Genomic DNA, 18,302 nt, shown 5'->3' with positions numbered 1-18,302 from the left:
GTACCGTCCGGGTGACGCACACCGCCCGGCCACCGGCCCGGTACGGCGACGCGAGGGCCCGCCGTGCATGATGACGCGGTCAGCGGCAGGCACACGCGCGACCGCAGGACCGGTGGACGACCTCACGGGGCGAGAACAGGGTGGGCATGACGGACGGCACGGCTGAGCAGACCCCGCGGACGGACGAGCCGGGGGCCGGCGGCGCCCCGGGCGGACCGCGCGGCCTGCACCGGCGCCCCCGCTCCCGGCCCGTCATGGCCGCGCCGTTCGCGGTCTGGGCCGTGACCCGCGCGCTGCTCCTGCTGTGCGCCTTCAAGGTGCTCACGCTGCCCGGCCCCGACTTCACCAACGACGTCGGCGTCATCTACCGGGGCTGGTTCGAGGTGCTGAAGGCCGGAAGCTTTCCGCAGGACGACGTGACGTGGCAGTACCCGCCCGCCGCCGCCCTGGCGGTGCTCTCCCCCGCGCTGCTGCCCTTCCTCGACTACGCCTCGGCCTTCTACGTACTGGCGTGCGCCGCCGACGCCTTCGTCCTCGTCCTGCTCCACCGTGCGTCCGCGCGCGCGGGCAGCCGCCGCGCGGGCCTGTGGGGCTGGGTCGCCGGGGTCGCGCTGCTGGGACCGACCGCGTACGCGCGCTACGACCTCATGGTCACCGCCGTCGCCGTGGCCGCCCTGCTGGCGGGCGCCGCGCACCCGCGGACCGCCGGAGCCCTGGCGGCGTTCGGGGCGATGCTCAAGGTGTGGCCCGGACTGCTGCTGCTGGGGACGCCGCCGGGGCGGCAGACGCGCAGGGTGTGGACCGCCGCGCTGGTCACCGGTGTCCTCGTCGTGGGCGTCTTCGCGTCGGCGATGCCGGGGGCGTTCGCGTTCCTGGGTTTCCAGCACAGCAGAGGCACCGAGGTGGAGTCGCTGGGGGCACTGGTCTTCCACGTGGCCCGGCACTTCGGCTGGGAGGGCGAGGTCCTGCTCAACTACGGCTCGATGGAGTTCATCGGCCCGCATGTGAACCTCGTCAGCGACGCCGCGCTGGTCCTGACCGTCCTCGCCTTCGGCTGGCTGCTGATGTGGCGGCTGCGGGCCTCGGAATGGACCCCTTCGACCCCTGCGGACGCGGCGTTCACGGCCGTGCTGCTCTTCACGACCACCAGCCGCGTCATCAGCCCGCAGTACATGATCTGGCTCGTGGGGATGTGCGCGGTCTGTCTCACGCTGCGGGCGAGCTGCCAGACGTTGCCGGCGGTGCTCGTGCTGGCGGCGACCGGAGTGACGTTCTGGGAGTTCCCGCTGGGCTTCGCCCACGTCGTCGCCAGCGACTGGCAGGGAGTGCTGATGCTGGTCGTGCGCAACGGACTGCTGGTGGCCGCCTCGCTGCTGGCCTGCGGGCGGCTGTGGCGTACGAGCCGGGCGGCCCGTCCCGCGCCGGCCGTCCCCGTCACGACACCTCGCGGGAGACGTACGAGCGCCAGCGCTCCGTGAACTCGGCCACGGTCAGCCCCAGCTCCTCGCGCATGGCCCGGTCGAGGCCCGCGCCGCCCGTCTTCTCCGCCTCCCCCACACGCAGATAGAAGCTCAGCAGCTTCCCCTCGCCCCACCGCTCGGCGATGAGGCGGCACGCGAGCCAGCCGCTCTCGTAGGCCCGTCCCAGCTTCCCGGGGTCGCCGCCGAAACGGAAGTCGGCGTCGGAGGGCAGTTCACGCGGCGCCCCGCCGGTCTCCACCGCACGGGCGAGCTCCGCGGCGGCGTCCGCCGGCTCACGTCCTGTGACGCTGTAGCCGGCCCAGTCGGCCAGCCCTTCCGACAGCCACATCGGAGTCGCCGGCCCCGTGTGGGTGCGAGTGGCGACATGGACCGTCTCGTGCGTGACGACCACCTGCCGCCCCTCCTGGCTCAGCAGCCCGTACGCCTCGGGGTTGATCACTATCCGGTCGGCGGGTGCCGCGGCGGACCTCTCGGACTGCCCGGTGGTGACCGCGGCGATGCCTTCGTAGGAGGAGGGCGGGGAGTCCAGCAGCTGCGCCATCGCGCGCAGCGACGCGGGCGCCTCCAGCACCACCCTGCGGGGCCATTCGCGCGGCCAGATCCGGCTCACGGCGCGCACCGCGCGGTCGGCCTCCCGTGCGAGCGCGCTCAGCTCCTCCCGGCCGCGGCCGACACCGAGCACCAGGCTGCGCTCGCCCCGTACGGGGGTGAGCCGGCCCTGCTCCCACAGCTGCCGGTCACTGCCCGGCAGTTCGGAGCCGACGTACCAGCGGCCGTCGCGCTGGACGAAAGCGAGCCGTTCGGTGGCGGTGACGGGGGCGCGGTCGTCGCCGCGCAGCCGGTAGTCCAGCCGGGCCACCGCCTCGGTGCGGGAGCCGCCGTCCCGCCCGGTGTGCCGTACCTCCGTGACGCGGTAGGACAACCGGGTCAGCGGCAGCCGGCGCAGATTCCGGAAGACCTCCCGCTGGGCCGTGCGGTAACGGCCGGCCCGAGGGTCGAGCGTCGCCAGGTACTCGCGCTCACTGCCGCTGTGCACGGCTGCCGACTGCCGCTCCAGCACTCGCTGCAGGGCCGCTCGTTCACGCTTGTCCGGGCTCTGCGCACCGCCCGGGCCGCACGCGGTCAGCGTGGGCAGGGAGGCCAGCAGCGTGCCCGCCAGAGCCCCGCGCAGGGCGCGGGGGAGGGCACCGCTGCCCCGCACGCCGCGCCTCTGCCCTGGAGCACCCACACAGGCGATCGTACGGGCGCGGGACGAAGGCCCGGGCGAACGGGCCCGGGCGAACGGGCCCGGCGAGCGGGGACCTCAGGGGCGGGTGACGGCGGAGACCGGCATCATGCCCACCGGGTCGTAGCGCACCGGCGCACCCGGGTGGGGCGCGTGCACCACCTTGCCGTCGCCGACATACATGCCGACGTGGCTCGCGTCGCTGCGGTAGATCACCAGGTCGCCCGGCTGCGCCTGGCTCAGGGAAACCTGCCGTCCGGCGGAGCGCTGCCCCTGCGAGGTGCGGGGGATCGCCGTACCGGCCCGGCCGTACGCCCACTGGGTCAGGCCCGAGCAGTCGAAGGAGGCGGGACCTGCCGCGCCCCACACGTAGGGACGCCCGACAGCCGAACGGGCCGCGGCCACGGCAGCAGCGGCCCGCCCCGAGGCGGCTTTCGCGCCTTCGGCGGAGGGGCCCTGGCGACCTCCGGCCCTGGAGGCCCGCTCACGCGCGGCCCGTTCGGCGGGCGAGAGCCGCTCCAGCAACTGCCGGGCGGCGGCGAGCTTCTTCTGTACGGCCTTCTTGTTCCGTTTCAGCTCCGCGCGGTGCCGCTCCAGTTCGGCGAGCTTCTCACCGGCCTCGGTGCGCTGCTGCTTCAGCGTCCGCTGCGCGCTCTTGAGCCGGTTGAGCTTGTCCTGCTGGCGGCTGCCGATGCGGTCGAGGGTGGACGCCTTGTCGAGGTAGCTGTCGGGGTCCTCGCTGAGGATCAGCGCGAGGGCGGGATCGAGACCGCCCGAGCGGTACTGCGCCCCCGCGAGTGAAGCGAGCCCCTTGCGCAGGCTGTTGACCTTCGCCTGGTCCCGTGCGGCGCGTTCCTGTACGTGCTCGACCTGTCTGCGCAGCTCCCCGGCGCGTTCCGCGGCGGCGTTGTACTTCTCGGTGGCCGACTCGGCCTGTTCGTAGAGCCGGTCGATGCGGGCGTCGGCCGACCGGCTCGAAGCGGACCCCGGGCCGTCACCGGGACGCGCGCCCGCCGGGGCGGCGGGTGTCAGCGCGGCTGCGGCACCCGCGACCGCCGTGACCACGGCGACCCTGGTGGGCCAGCCACGCCCGCGCCGGGCGGGTTTCCTGTGAGACCGGTACGAGACCACTGCGGGCGCGCTCCTTCCGTGCGGGCGTGCCCGTGGGAGTCCGCACAGCCGCCCGGAGGACGGTCGGAGCGGCTCTCAGCACACGCCCTGGGCCGACTGCGCGGCGAATCTAGCCGCACAGCCGGGAAGGATTCACGCACCGCGCGCGGCGCGACAGAGGCACGAAATGCGCCGACCCCGCCGATGACGCAGGTCAAAGGCAGGGTCAGGGGTCATCACGGTGCATCCGCCATCACCCGTACGAACTACCCTGCCGGGGAGCTGTGATGACGTACGCGGCTGTGCCGTCCGTCCCGGCGCGGAGTCGCAGGCGGAGGCGGAGCCCGTCAGCCGATCCGCACGCCGAACTGGAACGGCATGTTGTTGATCGACTCGTAGCGCACGTTGGCGCCCGGCTTCGGCGCGTGCAGGATCTGCCCGTTGCCCGCGTAGAAGCCGACGTGGTGCAGGTCGCCGTAGAAGAAGACCAGGTCGCCGGGGGCGAGTTCGCCCTGGCCCAGCCGGGTTCCGGCGTTGGCCTGGTCCTGGGATATTCGGGGGATGGAGACGCCCGCCTGGTTGTACGCCCAGGAGGTCAGCCCGGAGCAGTCGAAGGAGCTGGGGCCGGTGGCGCCCCACACGTAGGGCGAACCGATCTTTCCCTTGGCCGCGGAGAAGGCGGCGGCCGCACGCTGCGAGGCCGAGGCGTCGCTGCCGAGCTGGACGCGGGAGCTGGCGGCGCGGTCGGCGCGTGCCTGCTCTGCGGCGAGGCGGGCGCGGTCCTTGGCCGTCAGGGAGTTGAGGAGCGAGCGGGCCTCGGAGAGCTTGCCCTGGATCTTCTTCTTCTTGTCGCCGAGTTCCTTGCGGGTGTCGGCGAGGTCGTCGAGCTTGTCCGAGGCTTCCTTGCGCTGCTGTGCGAGATTGCGCTGCTTGCTCTGGATCTTCTTCAGCGCGTCGGCCTGCTTGGTGCTCAACTGGTCGAGCGTGGAGGCCTTGTCGAGGTAGCTGTCCGGGTCCGAGGAGAGGAAGAGCTGCACCGAGGGGTCCACGCCACCCGTGCGGTACTGCGCGGTGGCCATCGAACCGAGGCCGTTGCGCATGTCGTTGAGGTCGTCCTGCCCGCGCGCCACGCTGTCCTGCAGGTTGCCGACCTGCTTCTGCAGCTTCTTCTGCTTCTCCTTGGCGCCGTTGTACTTCTCGGTCGCCGCCTCGGCGTCCTCGTAGAGCTTGTCGACCTTCTCCTTGACCTCCTTCTTGGAGGCCTTCGGCTCGGCCTGGGCACCCTGGGAGGTGAGGGCGACAGCTGCCGCGGCGGTTGCCGTCAGAACGGTCACGCGGCGGGTGCGGCTGGGCTGCTTGGGACGACGGTGGGACGCCACTTGGGCGAGCTCCTTCTTCCTCAGCCGCCTGCCGGACTGACACTCCGGCTCCACTTCGCCTGGGAAGGCATCCGCGGAACGAGGCGGTCCTCCGCTGCCGCCCCGGATGGACGGTCAACCTCGCGGAGGTTCGGGGCCAGACATTAGCCACGCGTAATCGTTCGATCAAATCACTGAGGAAAAAAATATGTCACACAACCGGATTCTTTACTCGGTTCACACAGGGAGCGATGGTCACATCACGCAGGGGTGCGAACGCGGGCCTCAAACCGGAGTGTTGGCCCACGGGGCGGACGAGGGTCCGCGGCCTATGTACGTTCCAGGCGTCGCAGCAGCAGAGTTGACGCCACGGGCCGCGCACCGGCCGACGCACAGCCGTCCGCCACCTCACGGTCGGAGGAGACGACCACCACGGGACGGCCCGCCGGCTCGGCGCGTACGAGCTGCCGGATGAGTTCGTCAGCCGTCTGGCCCGGTTTGCTGAAGAGCACCCGCACCCCGCGCGGCGGTGCGAGCAGCACCGGAGCGGCGAGTTCGGCTCCGTCGAAGACGCAGGTGATCTCAGCACCCGACTGCGCCGCCAGAACCGCCAGGCCTCCCAGCAGCCGCAGGCGCTGCTTCTCCAGCGGCATCGCCGGATATCCCGTCTTGGTGACGTTGTAGCCGTCGACGAGCATGTGCGCCTGCGGGAGCGAGAGAAGCTGGTCGAGAAGCTCGGGGTCGGACTCCGAAAGGGCGCGGGCCGCGATGTCCCGCGGTGTCATGCTTCCCGGCTCGACCGCGTCGACCGTCTCTGCCGGGCGGCTCCTCGTGGGCGGCAGCGCCAGCTCCCGGCGCAGCCCCTGGGCCGCGTCCAGCACGGTGTCCAGCAGCAGCCGCACCCGCATGTCCTCGACGCTGCGTCCCTCACGGGCGGCGCGGCGCCCCGCCTCGAGCGCGGCCTCGGCCTCGGCGAGCCGTGTGCGCAGCCTGCGGCCCTCGCTCTCGGCCGCCGTCTTCTCCGCCGCCGCGGAGGAGCGCAGTGACTCCAGTTCGGCCCGCAGCTTCCGCGCATCGGCCTCGCGGCGCTTCACATCGCTCTGCGCGCTGCGCAACTTCCGCCGGGTGACCTCAAGTTCCCTGCGCGTCGAGTCCAACTCGCCGCGTCCGCGCTCCGCCTCGGACCGCGCGGCGCTCTCGGCCTCCGCCAGCTCGCGGCGCAGCCGGCTCAGCTCCCGCTGCACCTCTTCGCCAGCCTGTTCGGCCTGCGCACGCTGTGCCTCCTCGCCCGCCGCCGCGACGAGCTTGGGCCAGTCGGCGGGGCGCAGCACGTAGGCGACCGCGGCGACGTCGACCGGGTCCGCGGCGGGAGGCGGAGTACCCGAGGAGAGTGCGTCGGTCAGCTCGGGGAGCCGCTCGCGCAACTGCTCGGCGATGCGCTCCCGGAAGACCGCGTCGCTCTCCAGGGACACGGCGATCGCGTTCGCGCCGAACTTGGTGCGGCGCTGAGGGGTGAAGCGGGCGTACTGGCGCAGCGGGGCGGGGAGTTCGCCGACGGTCAGGCCGCCGAGCGCGTCACCCGCGAGGGTGACCACCCGGCGGCGGACCTTCTCGGGCAGTGGCCGGTCCACGTGCTCGGCCCTGCCGGTTCCCGGCCCGTCCGGCTCCGGTCCGGTCTCTTCGCCACCGGACGGGCCGGAGGAATCCGACGGGGCGGCGGGCCCGGAGCCCCCGGACCGGTCCGGAGTCCCGGACGGACGGTCCGGTTCCGCTCCGGGCCCGTCCGGAGAGGCCGCGCGCGACGTCGACGGCTCCCGCTCTGTGCCGTCGCCCGTCTCTCGCGCCACCGCTCACACCCGCCGTTTCTCAGACCTGCGCGCCCGGCCGGTCGACGAGCTCGACCTGGTCGGCGGCATCGCACCACCGGCAGCGCACGGTCTCGATGCTCTCACTGAGCACCTCCTGCTCCTCGACCCTCGGCTCACCGGCCAGGTCCAGATGGACGAACTCCACGACCTTGCTGGAACGCGTCACATCGAAGCGCGTCAGGTTTCCGCAGAGCGTGCAGCGCCACCGGGTCTCGGCTGTGGGCGTGGGGACCGTCATGGTCGACCTCATTCCTTCGAGCGTTCACGGACTCCTGTGCGGTGCAGACGCGGATGCGTGCGGTAACCGGACGGAAGCACGCAGCAGCGTCTGCCGTAACCCTAAGACCTGCCGTGCGCCAGGTGTGTCGAGGAGTCCGCCCCGTGGCCGAGCCGTCATGATCCGCCTCATGCCGAAGCAGCCCGTGGTGACCTGTTCGCTCGCCGTCCTGTGCGCTGCGGTCTTCCTCATCGGCCCGGCCTCCGGCTTCCTGCCCTTCCACGGCACCGGCCCCTCCCTGCACCGCGCACAGGCCGCGTACTTCCAGCGCTGGGGCGTCGTCCCGTACACGATGTGGGACGGTGCCGTCCGTCCGCTCCTGACACCGCTGACCGCGCTCTTCCTGCACGCGAACTGGATGCATCTGCTCGGCAACGTGCTCTTCCTGTGCATCTTCGGGGGCCCCGTCGAGCAGCGCACGGGCCCGGTGCGGTTCGCCCTGTGCTATCTGAGCGTCGGCTACATCGCCATGCTCTGCTACGCGGCCGCGCACCACGACTCGGCCCAGACGCTGGTCGGAGCGTCCGGGGCGGTCTCCGGAGTGCTGGGGGCGTTCCTCTACCTCTACCCCAGGGCGCGCGTCACCAGTGTCTTCCCCTTCCTCTTCTTCCTGCCGCTGCGCTTCCCCGCGTGGCTGGTGCTGCTGTTCTGGCTCACGCTGCAGTGGATCGCCGCACGCGGCGACACCGACGGGCCGGGGGTCGCCTACCTCGCCCACGTGGTCGGCTTCACCCTGGGCTTCCTCTACGCGTGGCTGCGTTTCCGTACGGCTACAGTGGGCACGCCCGCTCCGGCGACCCAGGGAGAGTCCACACCGTGATCACCTCGATCGTGCTCATCAAGACCAGCACCGACCGCATCCCCGAGATCGCCGAGCAGATCGCCGCGCTGGAGAGCGTCAGCGAGGTCTACTCGGTCACCGGTGCGCACGACCTGATCGCGATGGTGCGCGTCACGGACCACGACGACCTCGCGGACGTCATCCCCGGCCGGATCAGCAAGGTGCCCGGGGTGCTGTCCACGGAGACGCACATCGCCTTCCGCACCTACTCCCAGCACGACCTGGAGTCGGCCTTCGCCATCGGCCTGGACGCCTGACCCTCCCCGCCGTGCGCCCGCCGGCGGCGCCCGTCCATGAGTGGCACCCTCAGCGCCGCCCGTCCCTCCCGCCCGTCCCTCCGGTCACTCCGCCCGGACGGCCGTGGCCTGCTCACCCTCCGGTACGCACCGCCCGTCCTGTTCGCGGTAGCGCAGGCGGGCACCGTTGCGCACCAGTTCACGCACGGCCCGCAGGAAACGCTCCACGTGTTCGTCCGGAGTCCCCGCGCCGATGCTGACGCGTACGGCGTTCAGCGGCCTCCCGCCCCGCGCGGCGGCATCTCCCCCTTCACCGGCGGCCCCGCATCCGCCCGGCTCCGCCTCGCCGGCGCCCAGGAGGGTGCGCACCAGCGGGTGCGCGCAGAAGAGCCCGTCGCGTACGCCGATGCCGTACTCGGCGGAGAGCGCGGCGGACAGATGCGAGCTGCTCCAGCCGTCGACGACGAAGGAGAGCACGCCGACACGGTCGGCGTCCGGGCCGAAGAGGGAGAGCACACGCACCTCGGGCAGCTGTGCCAGGCCGGTGAGCAGCCTGCGCGTCAACTCCTCCTCACGGGCGGCCACTCCGGCAAGGCCCGCCTCCGTGAGTGTCCGGCAGGCGGAGGCGAGCGCGTACGCGCCGATCACGTTCGGCGAGCCGGCTTCGTGCCGGGCGGGCCCGCTGTGCCACTCCACCTCCACACCGCCGTCCGCGCTCCTCGCGACCGTCCGGCTGGCGCCGCCGCCCGCGAGGTGGGCGGGGGCCGCGTCCAGCCAGTCGGCCCGGCCCGCCAGCACACCTGCGCCGAACGGCGCGTAGAGCTTGTGCCCGGAGAACGCCACCCAGTCGACGTCCAGTTCGCCGATGTCGACCGGGCGGTGCGGAGCGAGCTGCGCCGCGTCCAGGACGATGCGGGCGCCGTGGCGGTGTGCGGCCGCTGCCAGCTCCCGCACGGGCCAGATCTCGCCCGTGACGTTCGACGCACCCGTCACGCACACCAGCTTCTCCCCCTCGGGGGCGGCGCGCAGGGCCTCCTCGAGGTACGCGACCGCCCGCGCCGGTGAGCGGGGGGCGTCGAGGTAAGTGGTCCGCCTCTCCCCCCACGGCAGCAACGACGCGTGGTGCTCGGTCTCGAAGACGAACACGCGGGTGTCCCCGGGCAGCGCGGAGGCCAGCAGGTTCAGCGAGTCCGTGGTGGAGCGGGTGAAGACGACCTGGTCGCCCTCGCGGCAGCCGAGGAAGCGCGCGACGGTCCGCCTGCTCTCCTCGAAGAGGGCGGTCGAGTGCTGGGAGAGGTAGCCGGCTCCCCGGTGCACGCTGCCGTAGTACGGGGCGTAGGCGCCCACTTCGTCCCACACCCTCTTCAGGACGGGCGCGCTGGCGGCGTGGTCCAGAGCGGCGTAGGCGATGTCGCCGCCGGTCGCGAGCGGGGCGCGTACGTCCAGCCCCAGTACGGGCAGGGGCGCCGCGCCGGCCACGGAGGCGGCGGCCCCCACTGTGGCCCCCGCGGTGACTCCCGCGGTGACGCTCACGGGGCCCGCGGCGGGCGTGGCGGTGCCGGTGGCGGAGGAGCGGAAAGCGGTGGAAGCGACGCGCTGACTCATGGAGTTCTCCCTCGTGGACCAGGGACCCCTGGCCATGGGCCCCCCGCGGCAGAGGCGGGGATCGAGGGATCCGTGCTTGCCGCACGACCCTGCTGTCGTACGGCCCGGTCATCACCCGGGGCACCCCACCACGGAAGGAGGGTTGCCGGACAGCGGGCCGGGGCCTTGATCGCTGTCACTCGTGACCTGGCCGGAAGTATGGCACACCCCCGCAGGGCATCACCCCGCCGTCCGTATCCCGGACAGCCCCTCCGGCACGTACGTGCCGGAGGCCCGCCGTCGCGAACGGCGGGGCGAGCGGCAGCGGTTACAGGTGGCTCGCGGCCACCCAGCGCTCCAGCGCGGCACGGGCGGCGCCGCTGTCGACGGACTCCGCCGCCCTCTCCATGGCCGCGCCGATCTGCCCGGCCAGCGGCCCCTCCCCCGGTTCGAGGGCGACCAGCGCCGCCGCCGAGTTGAGCAGGACGGCGTCGCGCACCGGGCCTCTCTCGCCGTCCAGGAGGCGGCGGGCCACATCGGCGTTGTACGCGGCGTCAGCACCGCGCAGCGCCTCGACCGGCACCAGCTCCAGGCCGACGTCCCGGGGGTCGAAGGCCTCTTCCCGCACCGTGCCTCCGCGTACGACCCACACGGTGGATGTGGCCGTCGTGGTCAGCTCGTCCAGACCGTCGTCCCCGCGGAAGACGAGTGCCGAGGAACCGCGTTCGGCCAGCACTCCCGCGATGATCGGCGCCATGCGGGCGTCCGCGACACCGGTGGCCTGGGCCGCCACACGGGCCGGATTCGTCAGCGGCCCGAGGAAGTTGAAGGGGGTGGGGACGCCCAGCTCGCGGCGTGCGTTGCCGACATGGCGCAGGGCGGGGTGGAACTTCACCGCGAAGCAGAAGGTGATCCCGGCGTCCGAAGCCACCTCGGCGACCCGCTGCGGGGTCATCTCCAGATTGACGCCCAGCTTCTCCAGCACGTCCGACGCGCCGCTGGCGCTGGACGCCGCGCGGTTGCCGTGCTTGACGACCGTCGCACCCGTGCCGGCGACCACGACGGCGGACATGGTGGAGATGTTGACCGTACGGGCGCGGTCGCCGCCCGTGCCGACGATGTCGACCGTCGGGCCGGGGACCTCAATCACATTGGCGTGCTCGTACATCGCGCGTACGAGACCGGAGATCTCACCGACCGTCTCGCCCTTGGCGCGCAGCGCCACCGCGAACCCGGCGATCTGGGCGTCGCTCGCCTCACCCCGCATGATGCGGTCCATCGCCCACGCGGTGGCCTCCGCGTCCAGATCCTCACCGGCCAGCAGTGCGCTCAGCACGTCCGGCCAGGTGCGGGAACCCCCGGCGGGAGAGCCGGCAGACGGAACGGCGCTCATGATCCCTCCTGGGGTCGAGTCGGCGGACACCGGGACCCACGCCCCGCCGTGCGGCGGTACGCACGACGACTGCGGGCACCGGGGCGTCCCGGGCACGGGTGTGGGTGCGGACCCTGAGTTCTCAAGGATCCGCACCCACCTTAGCCGCCGTCCGGACGGGTCAGGGGCCTGCGGCTCCGCATGTGGCCGGCCCGGGCCCGACCGCTGTCCCCAGGCGTTCCTGCGGAAAGATCTCCGCGAGGCGCGCGAATCCCTCGCCCGGTTCTCCAAGGACGCCGGCGGCCTCCACACGCACATCGGTGAACGTCACCTCGACGAGGTCGGAGAAGCGCAGTCCCAGGGTGCAGGGTTCCGCACTGACGGCGACGCCTTCCGCGTGTGCGTCCACGGCCAGCAGCAAGCTCACCTTCCGTCGGTCCTCTTCGTCCGTCACGGACGTACGGCAGGCGACGAGCACCGGATCGGCCTGTGCTCCCCCGGACACGAACAACTCGACGCCGTTGAGCACATAGTGCGTGCCGTCCCCGGAGAGACGTGCTGTGGCGGAGAGTCCGGCGACGTCGGAACCCGCTCGCGGCTCGGTGATCGCGATGGCCGTCATCGGTTCACCTGTGACGAGGTGAACTGCACGAAGGTCGCCGGGAGCGCCAGTTGAGCGCCGGCACCTCCGAAGGTGACACCGGCCCGGCGCATTCCCCAGCCATGACCGCATTGCATTTGAATCCGGTGGAACCAGACCCTCCGAATTCCTTCGGGACACCTTGGCCGAACACGCCGATCTGGCCGATTTTCCGGTACAGGTGCCGCGGGACCGCCCGGCAGCCTCCCACTCGTCGCAGAAAGGCTTCACCTACGCGACGACGGAGTGCCGGAGCACCTTACGAAATTCCTCGTGATCATCTCGAAAAACACTGCGGTGCGCCCAACTCCCCCCGGCAAGAGTGAAACACCTGCCATCTCAACTGCTTCTACACTAAGCACAGTTGAAGTGACCTGTCCAGCGTTACCAGGGGTGCGGCACCAGCGTGCCCGCCCCTATCGCCCACCGGGCCGCCCGAGCACGGCCGCGGAACAGAAATCGCTTGTGGCTCCCGGCCGTCGTGTGCTTATAGTGCCGTCAACCGGGGGGTCCAGCTAGCGGGCTTCCTTCAGGGCTGCCTGCTCGCCGGAGGAAGTGATATGTACGGTACAGAAGACGGGGCTCCGTTCAATGCGCGCGACCCACGGTTACGCGACGTTCCGTACCCGGTCCATGTGCGTCTGCCCGACGTGGATCCGATTCACCGCACTCCTTTCGGACACTGGCTCATTTCCGGGTACCAGGAGGTGGCAGCGCTGCTGCGCGTCCCGCACCTGAACAGTGAATACCCCCGGGATGAGAACTGGGCACAGCAGCGCGGCAGCCCGGACAGTCCGATCGTGGAATCCACGAGACGATGGATGCTCATGCGGGACGGAAAAGCGCACCGGCGGCTGCGCGGGCAGGCCAATCCCCTGTTCACCGCCAGGGCCATCCATGCCCTGGCACCACGGACCACCCGGACCGTGCACCGCATCCTGGATGAGACGGGGAGCGGCCAGGACATCGGCCGCATGCCCTCGGTCGCCACTCAGGTGCCGGTAACCGCCTTCTGCGGGCCGGGGGACTTCCGACGGAGCAACGGGACCTGTGCAGAAAGTGGACCGACGTGCTCGGCGACGTGATCGACCCGTCGCCCGACGACACCACTCGGCGTGCGATGAACAACGCGGCGACGGAGTTCGGTACCTGCATCGCTGAACTCCTCGCGAAACGACGCGTGGCCCCGCGGGCGCGAATGAAGATCTCGTCCCGCGCCCCCAGGTCGACATCCGAGGGATGGCCGAGTTGCGCGTGCACCCCACAACCTGAAGACGTGGTTCCGTTCATTCGCGGAATATTCTCGCCGCCGAGGTCTGCCTCGCACGTCCGCCAGGGCCACGCTTCTTCTCGAAGCGCGGCGCCCATCGGCGTGCCCGCCCTCGGCAGAAATCCGGTACAGCAACGGACCGGCCACCTGATTCACGAGAGGGATGGCAGAATACGTGAACACCCAGAATGCGCCTTCCGGAATCATCGACACCAGCAGCACGAGACAGGCCGTCGATACGGTGCTCGAAGATTTCCTGACGGCGAAGGGAGATGAACTCGAGCAGACAGAGCTGGCCCTTCTTCCGAAGCTCGTCGCGGAGTTCCTCCTGGGGGGCAAGCGAATACGTCCGCTCCTGACCGTCACAGGCTGGCATGCCGCCGGCGGAGAGGGAGCGAGTGAATCCGTCCTCCAGGTAGCCGCGTCATTGGAGCTGTTCCATACCTTCGCCCTCATCCACGACGACATCATGGACGAGAGCCACATCCGGCGCGGCCGTCCGGCGATGCACAGGTTACTTGCCGAAGCTCACCCGGTCCGCGCCGACGAGCAGTTCGGCGCGAGGGCGGCGATACTCGTCGGTGATCTCGTATTCTCCTGGTCCGACGAACTGCTGCACACCTCTGGGCTCACCCACGAACAGCTCGGCGCGGCGTCACACCTGATCAGTCGGATGCGGACCGAGGTGATGCTCGGCCAGTACCTCGACCTGCGGGCCACCGGTGAACTGACGAACGACGTCGACGCCACGCTGAGCGTCAGCCGGCTCAAGACAGCCAAGTACACGGTCGAGCGGCCCTTGCACATCGGGGCGGCGCTGGCAGGGGCGGGCCCGAAGATGTTCGGTGCCTTCACCGCGTACGCCATACCCCTCGGTGAGGCATTCCAGCTCCGCGACGATCTGCTGGGCGTGTACGGAGATGTCGGAGAAACCGGCAAGTCGCGCCTGGACGACCTCCGCGCAGGCAAGAGCACCACGCTCGTCGCCCTGGCGCTTCGCCACGGCGACGCGGTGCAGACCTCCCGGCTCCGCGCGCTGCTCGGAAACCCCCGGCTGGATGAACGTGAACTCGCCGAGATTTTCGCCGTCTTCGCGGCCACCGGCGCCGCGGACGCCGTGGAACGCATGATCGAGGACCGTCACCGGCGGGCCCTGCAGGCCCTGGAACATGCTCCGTTCACCCGGGAGGCGATCGCCGCCCTGCAGCAGTTCGCCGACACTGCCACTTGGAGGAACTCTTGAGTACCGATACCACTCCCGCCGCTGCCCGCACGGCCCCGAACGGTGAACCTGCCTCGGTCCAGCGGTACTGGCAGGAGTGCACCGACCGCTTCGCCGAACTGTTCACCCGCCACGTCGGCCATGAGGCGCGCAAGGCAGAGATGACGGAAGGCGAACTGCGCGAGGTCATCGACGCATGCAACACAGCGATCACGCCGCTCGGCAAGGAGGTATCCGACAAGCGGTGGATCTCCTACATGAATGTCGTCAGGTGGTCGCAAAGCGCCCGCAACATCAGGGACATGGAGGCGTTCAAGGCCGTCTGCGTGCTCAACTGCATCACGTTCGTGTGGGACGACATGGACCCGGGACTGCACGACTTCGACCTCTTCCTGCCCCAGGTTCGCGCGGTGTGCGACCGGTACTACAGCAGGGAGGACGCGGCATTCGCGTTCGAAGGCGCACGCGCGTTCGTCACCAGCGACCACATGTTCCGCGACTCCTCCGTGAAGGAGGTGCTGTGCAGCACCTCACCGGAGCAGTACTTCCGCTTCCGGGTCACTGACGTGGGTGTGGACTTCTGGATGAAGATGTCCTATCCGATCTACCGCCACCCGGAGCTTACCGAACACTCCAAGACAGGCCTGGCCGCCCGCTTGGCCACCCGAGGGCTGGCCGTCGTCAATGACTTCTATTCGTACGACCGGGAGAACGCGCTCGGACAGATCACCAACTGTTTCCGGTTGTGCGACGTGAACGACGAGGACGACTTCCGCCGCTATTTCGGGGCCCGCATTGCCGACATGGACGAGGACATGGAGTGCATCTCCGCGTTCGACGAGGTCACACGGGAGGTTCTCTTCGACCTCATACGTGGCAACTTCCTGTGGACCACCCGCGACCGCCGTTATCGCGCAGCTGTGAATGACGTCAACTCGCGTATCCAGTAGGGAGTTCCGATGCGTTCCGCACCTCTGTCCCCTACCCCGCGAGCATGGCGGACGGGCGCCGCACCCGGCGGTCTTCCGGTACTGGGTCATGTCATCGCGCTGTGGCGCCGGCCGCTGCGGTTCCTGGCTTCGCTTCCGGCCCACGGCGACCTGGTGGAGATCCGGCTCGGACACCGGCGGGCCTATCTCGCCGCCCATCCCGACCTGGTCCGTCACGTGCTTCTCAGCCCACGGGTCTATGACAAGGGCGGAGTCTTCGACAAGGCGCGGCAGTTGCTGGGCAACAGCTTGTCGGTGTCACGCGGAGAGGACCACCGCCTCCAGCGCCGTCTGATCCAGCCGGCCTTCCGCCCGGCCAGAATTGCCTCATACACCGCCGGCGTGGCGACGGACACCCGCTCCGTGATCGACTCCTGGCAGCCTGGGCAGACCTTGGACATCAGCGACGCGATGCACGCACTACTGATGCGTGTCGCTGCACGCACCCTGTTCTCCACGGGCCTCGACGATGTGACGGTCGAGGAGGCCCGGCAGTGCCTGCGGACCGTCTCCCACGGCATCTACAAGCGCACGCTGGCTCCGCTGGGAGTCATGGAGAAGCTGCCCACCCCCGGCAACAGGGCGTACAACCGCGCCAACACGCGACTGCGGCAGATCGTGCGGGAGCTCATCGACCGCCGGCGCGACGCCGACGGAGACGGAGACGGAGACGGAGAGGACATGCTCTCCACACTGCTGCACGCCGAGCATCCGGACGGCGGCGGGAAAATGAGCGCAGAACAGGTGCTGGACCAGGTCGTCACCTTCCTGGTCGCGGGCAGCGAGACCACGGCCTCGACGCTGGCCTTCACCTTCCATCTGCTGGGCACCCGGCCCGACGTCGAGAAGCAGGTGCACGCGGAGATCGACGCGGTTGTCGCAGACCGCGCCCCCGTCCATGAGGATCTGCCCGCCCTGCCGTACACCCGGAGCGTCATCACCGAGGCACTGCGGCTGTATCCACCGTCCTGGATGGCGATGCGGGTCACGTCGGCGGAACACGAACTCGCAGGGCGGCGCCTTCCCGCCGGAACGATGATCTTCTACAGCGCCTACGCGCTGCACCACAGCCCGGAGCTCTTCCCCGACCCCGAGACCTTCGATCCCGGACGATGGCAGGACGAGCGGGCCGAGCAGGTTCCGCGCGGTGCCCTGATGCCGTTCGGGGCGGGCAGCCACAAGTGCATCGGTGACGTGCTGGCCCTCTCCGAGACGGCCGTCATCGTTGCGACGATTGCCGCGCGTTGGCGGCTGCGCCCGCTTCCCGGCACACGCCTGCGACTGGAGCCCAAGGCCACTCTGGAGCCAGGACCGTTGCCGATGGTCTGCGAACAGCGCTGACCGCCCGACCCCATTCCCGCCCAGTCCGGGTGACCGCACCAGAGAAGGACACCGACCTGTTGAAGAACACTTCCGATGCACCCGCACACACCTGGCGGACGGTGAAAGCGCCGCGCGGGCTACCGCTGGCGGGTCATGCCCTGCTCATGGGCCGTCGGCCCCTGGAATTCCTGTCCTCCCTACCGGACCTCGGCGATCTGGTCGTGCTGCGGCTCGGCACCAGGCCGGCTTATCTCCCCTGCCACCCCGAACTGGTGCACCAAGTGCTCCTCAACGCACGGGTGTACGACACCGGCGGACCGGTCAAGGAGAAGGCACGTCCCATCCTCGGCAACGGACTCATCACCTCCGACTGGGCCGATCACCGGCGGCAGAGGCGTATGGTGCAGCCCGCGTTCCAGCAGGCGCGCATAGCCGGTTACGGCCACGTCATGCGCACGGAGTGCGAGGCCCTCGCACTCGCATGGAAGCCGGGACTGACGGTCGACATCAGTGACGCCATGCAGGGACTGACCGCACGGATCACAGCCCGCGCGCTTTTCGCCACCGAGATGGCGCCGCAGTCGGTCGCTGAGATCCAGCACAGCCTGCCCCTCGTCGTGCACGGCGCCTACCGCCAGGCCATGGACCCCACTGGGCTGTTCAAGAAGCTGCCGCTCAGGGCCCACCGGGAGTTCGACGCGGCCCTCGCACGTCTGAACACCCTCATCCAAGGCATCATCGCCGGGCAGCGCCGGGCCGGGGAGGATCTCGACGACGTCCTCTCCGCGCTCCTGTCAGCCCGCGACGAGAACGACGCCGGGCTGTCCGACCAGGAGGTGCACGACCAGGTCATGACACTGCTGCTGGCCGGAGTGGAGACCACCGCCAGCGCGCTCGCCTGGGCCTGGCACCTGCTGGCTGCCAACCCCGCGGTGGAAGAAGCACTGCACGCCGAGGTGGACGAGGTGCTGGCCGGCCGCACGCCGGAATACGCCGACGTACCAGAACTGGCCCTGACCCAGCGGATTCTTACTGAGACACTGCGGCTCTACCCGCCCGCGTGGATGTTCACGCGGATGACCACACAGGAGACCGAACTGGGAGGCACCCGGCTGCCTGCCGGGGCGGATGTCCTGGTCAGTCCGTACGTCATCCACCGCATTCCGGAGCTGTTCCCGGAGCCGGAGACCTTCGACCCGGACCGCTGGCTCCCCGCGAGGGCCGGGGACGTTGCCCGCGGCTCGTACCTGCCGTTCGGCGGGGGAAGCCGCAAATGCATCGGTGATGTCTTCGGAATGACGGAGGCGACTCTCGCTCTCGCCGCTCTCGCCGCCCGGTGGCGCCTGCACCCCGCCGCTCCCGGGACCACAGTACGGCCACGGGCCGCCATGAGCCTGGTCCCCGGCCCCTTGCCGATGGTCGTCGCGCCGCGGTGACCACGGGCAGGCACCGGATCCGCTTCCACTCCCTCAGGCGGCAGTCGTCCCCCTGAGGGGCGGGCGGCGC

At 70.5% G+C, this 18,302-nt stretch carries 17 protein-coding genes and 1 riboswitch; of the genes, 8 read left to right on the top strand and 9 right to left on the bottom strand.

Annotated features, from left to right (window positions below; genetic code table 11):
• The first annotated feature begins 254 nt into the window (after nucleotides 1-254).
• Nucleotides 255-1,478 carry a glycosyltransferase family 87 protein gene (locus tag H343_RS0111180; protein WP_028431209.1) on the top strand — a complete coding sequence of 408 codons (1,224 nt, stop codon included), beginning with the start codon at nucleotides 255-257 and terminating at the stop codon, nucleotides 1,476-1,478.
• On the opposite strand, the gene H343_RS0111175 is transcribed toward H343_RS0111180, so the two are convergent.
• From H343_RS0111175 to H343_RS0111155, 5 genes are all read right to left on the bottom strand, one after another.
• Nucleotides 1,435-2,709 (bottom strand): hypothetical protein, encoded by a 1,275-nt coding sequence (locus H343_RS0111175; protein ID WP_486586866.1) that lies wholly within the window; start codon nucleotides 2,707-2,709, stop codon nucleotides 1,435-1,437. The two genes, H343_RS0111180 and H343_RS0111175, sit on opposite strands and share 44 nt — an antisense overlap.
• A gap of 75 nt (nucleotides 2,710-2,784) precedes the next feature.
• Nucleotides 2,785-3,771 (bottom strand): C40 family peptidase, encoded by a 987-nt coding sequence (locus tag H343_RS0111170; protein WP_051265076.1) that lies wholly within the window; start codon nucleotides 3,769-3,771, stop codon nucleotides 2,785-2,787.
• Between the two features lie 392 nt (nucleotides 3,772-4,163).
• Nucleotides 4,164-5,195, bottom strand: a complete 1,032-nt coding sequence (locus tag H343_RS0111165; protein ID WP_028431206.1) for an NlpC/P60 family protein — start codon at nucleotides 5,193-5,195, stop codon at nucleotides 4,164-4,166.
• Between the two features lie 308 nt (nucleotides 5,196-5,503).
• On the bottom strand, nucleotides 5,504-6,805 hold the full coding sequence (locus H343_RS0111160) for an NYN domain-containing protein (RefSeq protein WP_028431205.1): 1,302 nt from the start codon (nucleotides 6,803-6,805) through the stop codon (nucleotides 5,504-5,506).
• Nucleotides 6,806-7,040: 235 nt separating this feature from the next.
• The gene (locus tag H343_RS0111155) at nucleotides 7,041-7,280 is read right to left on the bottom strand and encodes a hypothetical protein (RefSeq protein ID WP_028431204.1); all 240 of its coding nucleotides are present in this window, start codon (nucleotides 7,278-7,280) and stop codon (nucleotides 7,041-7,043) included.
• A 169-nt stretch (nucleotides 7,281-7,449) separates the two neighbouring features.
• On the opposite strand from H343_RS0111155, the gene H343_RS0111150 reads away from it, so the two are divergent.
• Both H343_RS0111150 and H343_RS0111145 read left to right on the top strand, forming a co-directional pair.
• Complete coding sequence (locus tag H343_RS0111150; protein ID WP_486586865.1) at nucleotides 7,450-8,139, top strand: rhomboid family intramembrane serine protease; 690 nt, start codon at nucleotides 7,450-7,452, stop codon at nucleotides 8,137-8,139.
• Nucleotides 8,136-8,417, top strand: coding sequence for an Lrp/AsnC ligand binding domain-containing protein (locus tag H343_RS0111145; protein ID WP_028431202.1), 282 nt, complete (start codon nucleotides 8,136-8,138; stop codon nucleotides 8,415-8,417). Before H343_RS0111150 ends, H343_RS0111145 begins: the two co-directional genes overlap by 4 nt.
• Before the next feature lie 84 nt (nucleotides 8,418-8,501).
• On the opposite strand, the gene H343_RS0111140 is transcribed toward H343_RS0111145, so the two are convergent.
• The 4 genes from H343_RS0111140 to H343_RS34175 form a co-directional block, all read right to left on the bottom strand.
• Nucleotides 8,502-10,001 (bottom strand): aminotransferase class V-fold PLP-dependent enzyme, encoded by a 1,500-nt coding sequence (locus H343_RS0111140; protein WP_078505426.1) that lies wholly within the window; start codon nucleotides 9,999-10,001, stop codon nucleotides 8,502-8,504.
• 67 nt (nucleotides 10,002-10,068) lie between these two features.
• Nucleotides 10,069-10,188: riboswitch (SAM riboswitch) on the bottom strand.
• 120 nt (nucleotides 10,189-10,308) lie between these two features.
• Nucleotides 10,309-11,373, bottom strand: coding sequence for an anthranilate phosphoribosyltransferase (gene trpD / locus H343_RS0111135; RefSeq protein ID WP_028431200.1), 1,065 nt, complete (start codon nucleotides 11,371-11,373; stop codon nucleotides 10,309-10,311).
• A gap of 160 nt (nucleotides 11,374-11,533) precedes the next feature.
• Nucleotides 11,534-11,974, bottom strand: coding sequence for an acyl-CoA dehydrogenase family protein (locus H343_RS33575; RefSeq protein ID WP_051265006.1), 441 nt, complete (start codon nucleotides 11,972-11,974; stop codon nucleotides 11,534-11,536).
• Nucleotides 11,975-11,978: 4 nt separating this feature from the next.
• Entirely contained in the window at nucleotides 11,979-12,146 is a 168-nt protein-coding gene (locus tag H343_RS34175; protein ID WP_486586864.1) for a hypothetical protein, read from the bottom strand.
• Between the two features lie 406 nt (nucleotides 12,147-12,552).
• On the opposite strand from H343_RS34175, the gene H343_RS35265 reads away from it, so the two are divergent.
• From H343_RS35265 to H343_RS0111105, 5 genes are all read left to right on the top strand, one after another.
• Nucleotides 12,553-13,077, top strand: a complete 525-nt coding sequence (locus H343_RS35265; RefSeq protein ID WP_158679548.1) for a cytochrome P450 family protein — start codon at nucleotides 12,553-12,555, stop codon at nucleotides 13,075-13,077.
• A 360-nt stretch (nucleotides 13,078-13,437) separates the two neighbouring features.
• The gene (locus H343_RS0111120; protein WP_028431198.1) at nucleotides 13,438-14,505 is read left to right on the top strand and encodes a polyprenyl synthetase family protein; all 1,068 of its coding nucleotides are present in this window, start codon (nucleotides 13,438-13,440) and stop codon (nucleotides 14,503-14,505) included.
• A complete protein-coding gene (locus H343_RS30125) occupies nucleotides 14,502-15,434 on the top strand; it encodes a terpene synthase family protein (RefSeq protein WP_051265004.1) in 933 nt (310 codons plus the stop codon). The genes H343_RS0111120 and H343_RS30125 overlap by 4 nt, the downstream gene beginning before the upstream one ends.
• 9 nt (nucleotides 15,435-15,443) lie before the next feature.
• Nucleotides 15,444-16,814: a cytochrome P450 gene (locus H343_RS0111110; protein ID WP_028431197.1), complete on the top strand. Its 1,371-nt coding sequence runs from the start codon at nucleotides 15,444-15,446 to the stop codon at nucleotides 16,812-16,814.
• A 29-nt stretch (nucleotides 16,815-16,843) separates the two neighbouring features.
• Nucleotides 16,844-18,232, top strand: coding sequence for a cytochrome P450 (locus H343_RS0111105; protein WP_486586863.1), 1,389 nt, complete (start codon nucleotides 16,844-16,846; stop codon nucleotides 18,230-18,232).
• Nucleotides 18,233-18,302: the final 70 nt, after the last annotated feature.

Source organism: Streptomyces sp. TAA204 (genome assembly GCF_000424965.1).
Note: the sequence above shows the minus strand (reverse complement) of the source record. Positions and strands in the feature narration are given on the sequence as shown.

Excerpts from the sequence above, each read along its gene's own strand:
- H343_RS0111180 (WP_028431209.1), top strand. The coding sequence starts at position 255 with ATGGCCGCGCCGTTCGCGGTCTGGGCCGTGACCCGCGCGCTGCTCCTG.
- H343_RS0111155 (WP_028431204.1), bottom strand. The coding sequence starts at position 7,280 with ATGACGGTCCCCACGCCCACAGCCGAGACCCGGTGGCGCTGCACGCTC.
- H343_RS0111150 (WP_486586865.1), top strand. The coding sequence starts at position 7,450 with ATGCCGAAGCAGCCCGTGGTGACCTGTTCGCTCGCCGTCCTGTGCGCT.
- H343_RS0111140 (WP_078505426.1), bottom strand. The coding sequence starts at position 10,001 with ATGAGTCAGCGCGTCGCTTCCACCGCTTTCCGCTCCTCCGCCACCGGC.
- trpD (WP_028431200.1), bottom strand. The coding sequence starts at position 11,373 with ATGAGCGCCGTTCCGTCTGCCGGCTCTCCCGCCGGGGGTTCCCGCACC.
- H343_RS33575 (WP_051265006.1), bottom strand. The coding sequence starts at position 11,974 with ATGACGGCCATCGCGATCACCGAGCCGCGAGCGGGTTCCGACGTCGCC.
- H343_RS35265 (WP_158679548.1), top strand. The coding sequence starts at position 12,553 with ATGTACGGTACAGAAGACGGGGCTCCGTTCAATGCGCGCGACCCACGG.
- H343_RS0111110 (WP_028431197.1), top strand. The coding sequence starts at position 15,444 with ATGCGTTCCGCACCTCTGTCCCCTACCCCGCGAGCATGGCGGACGGGC.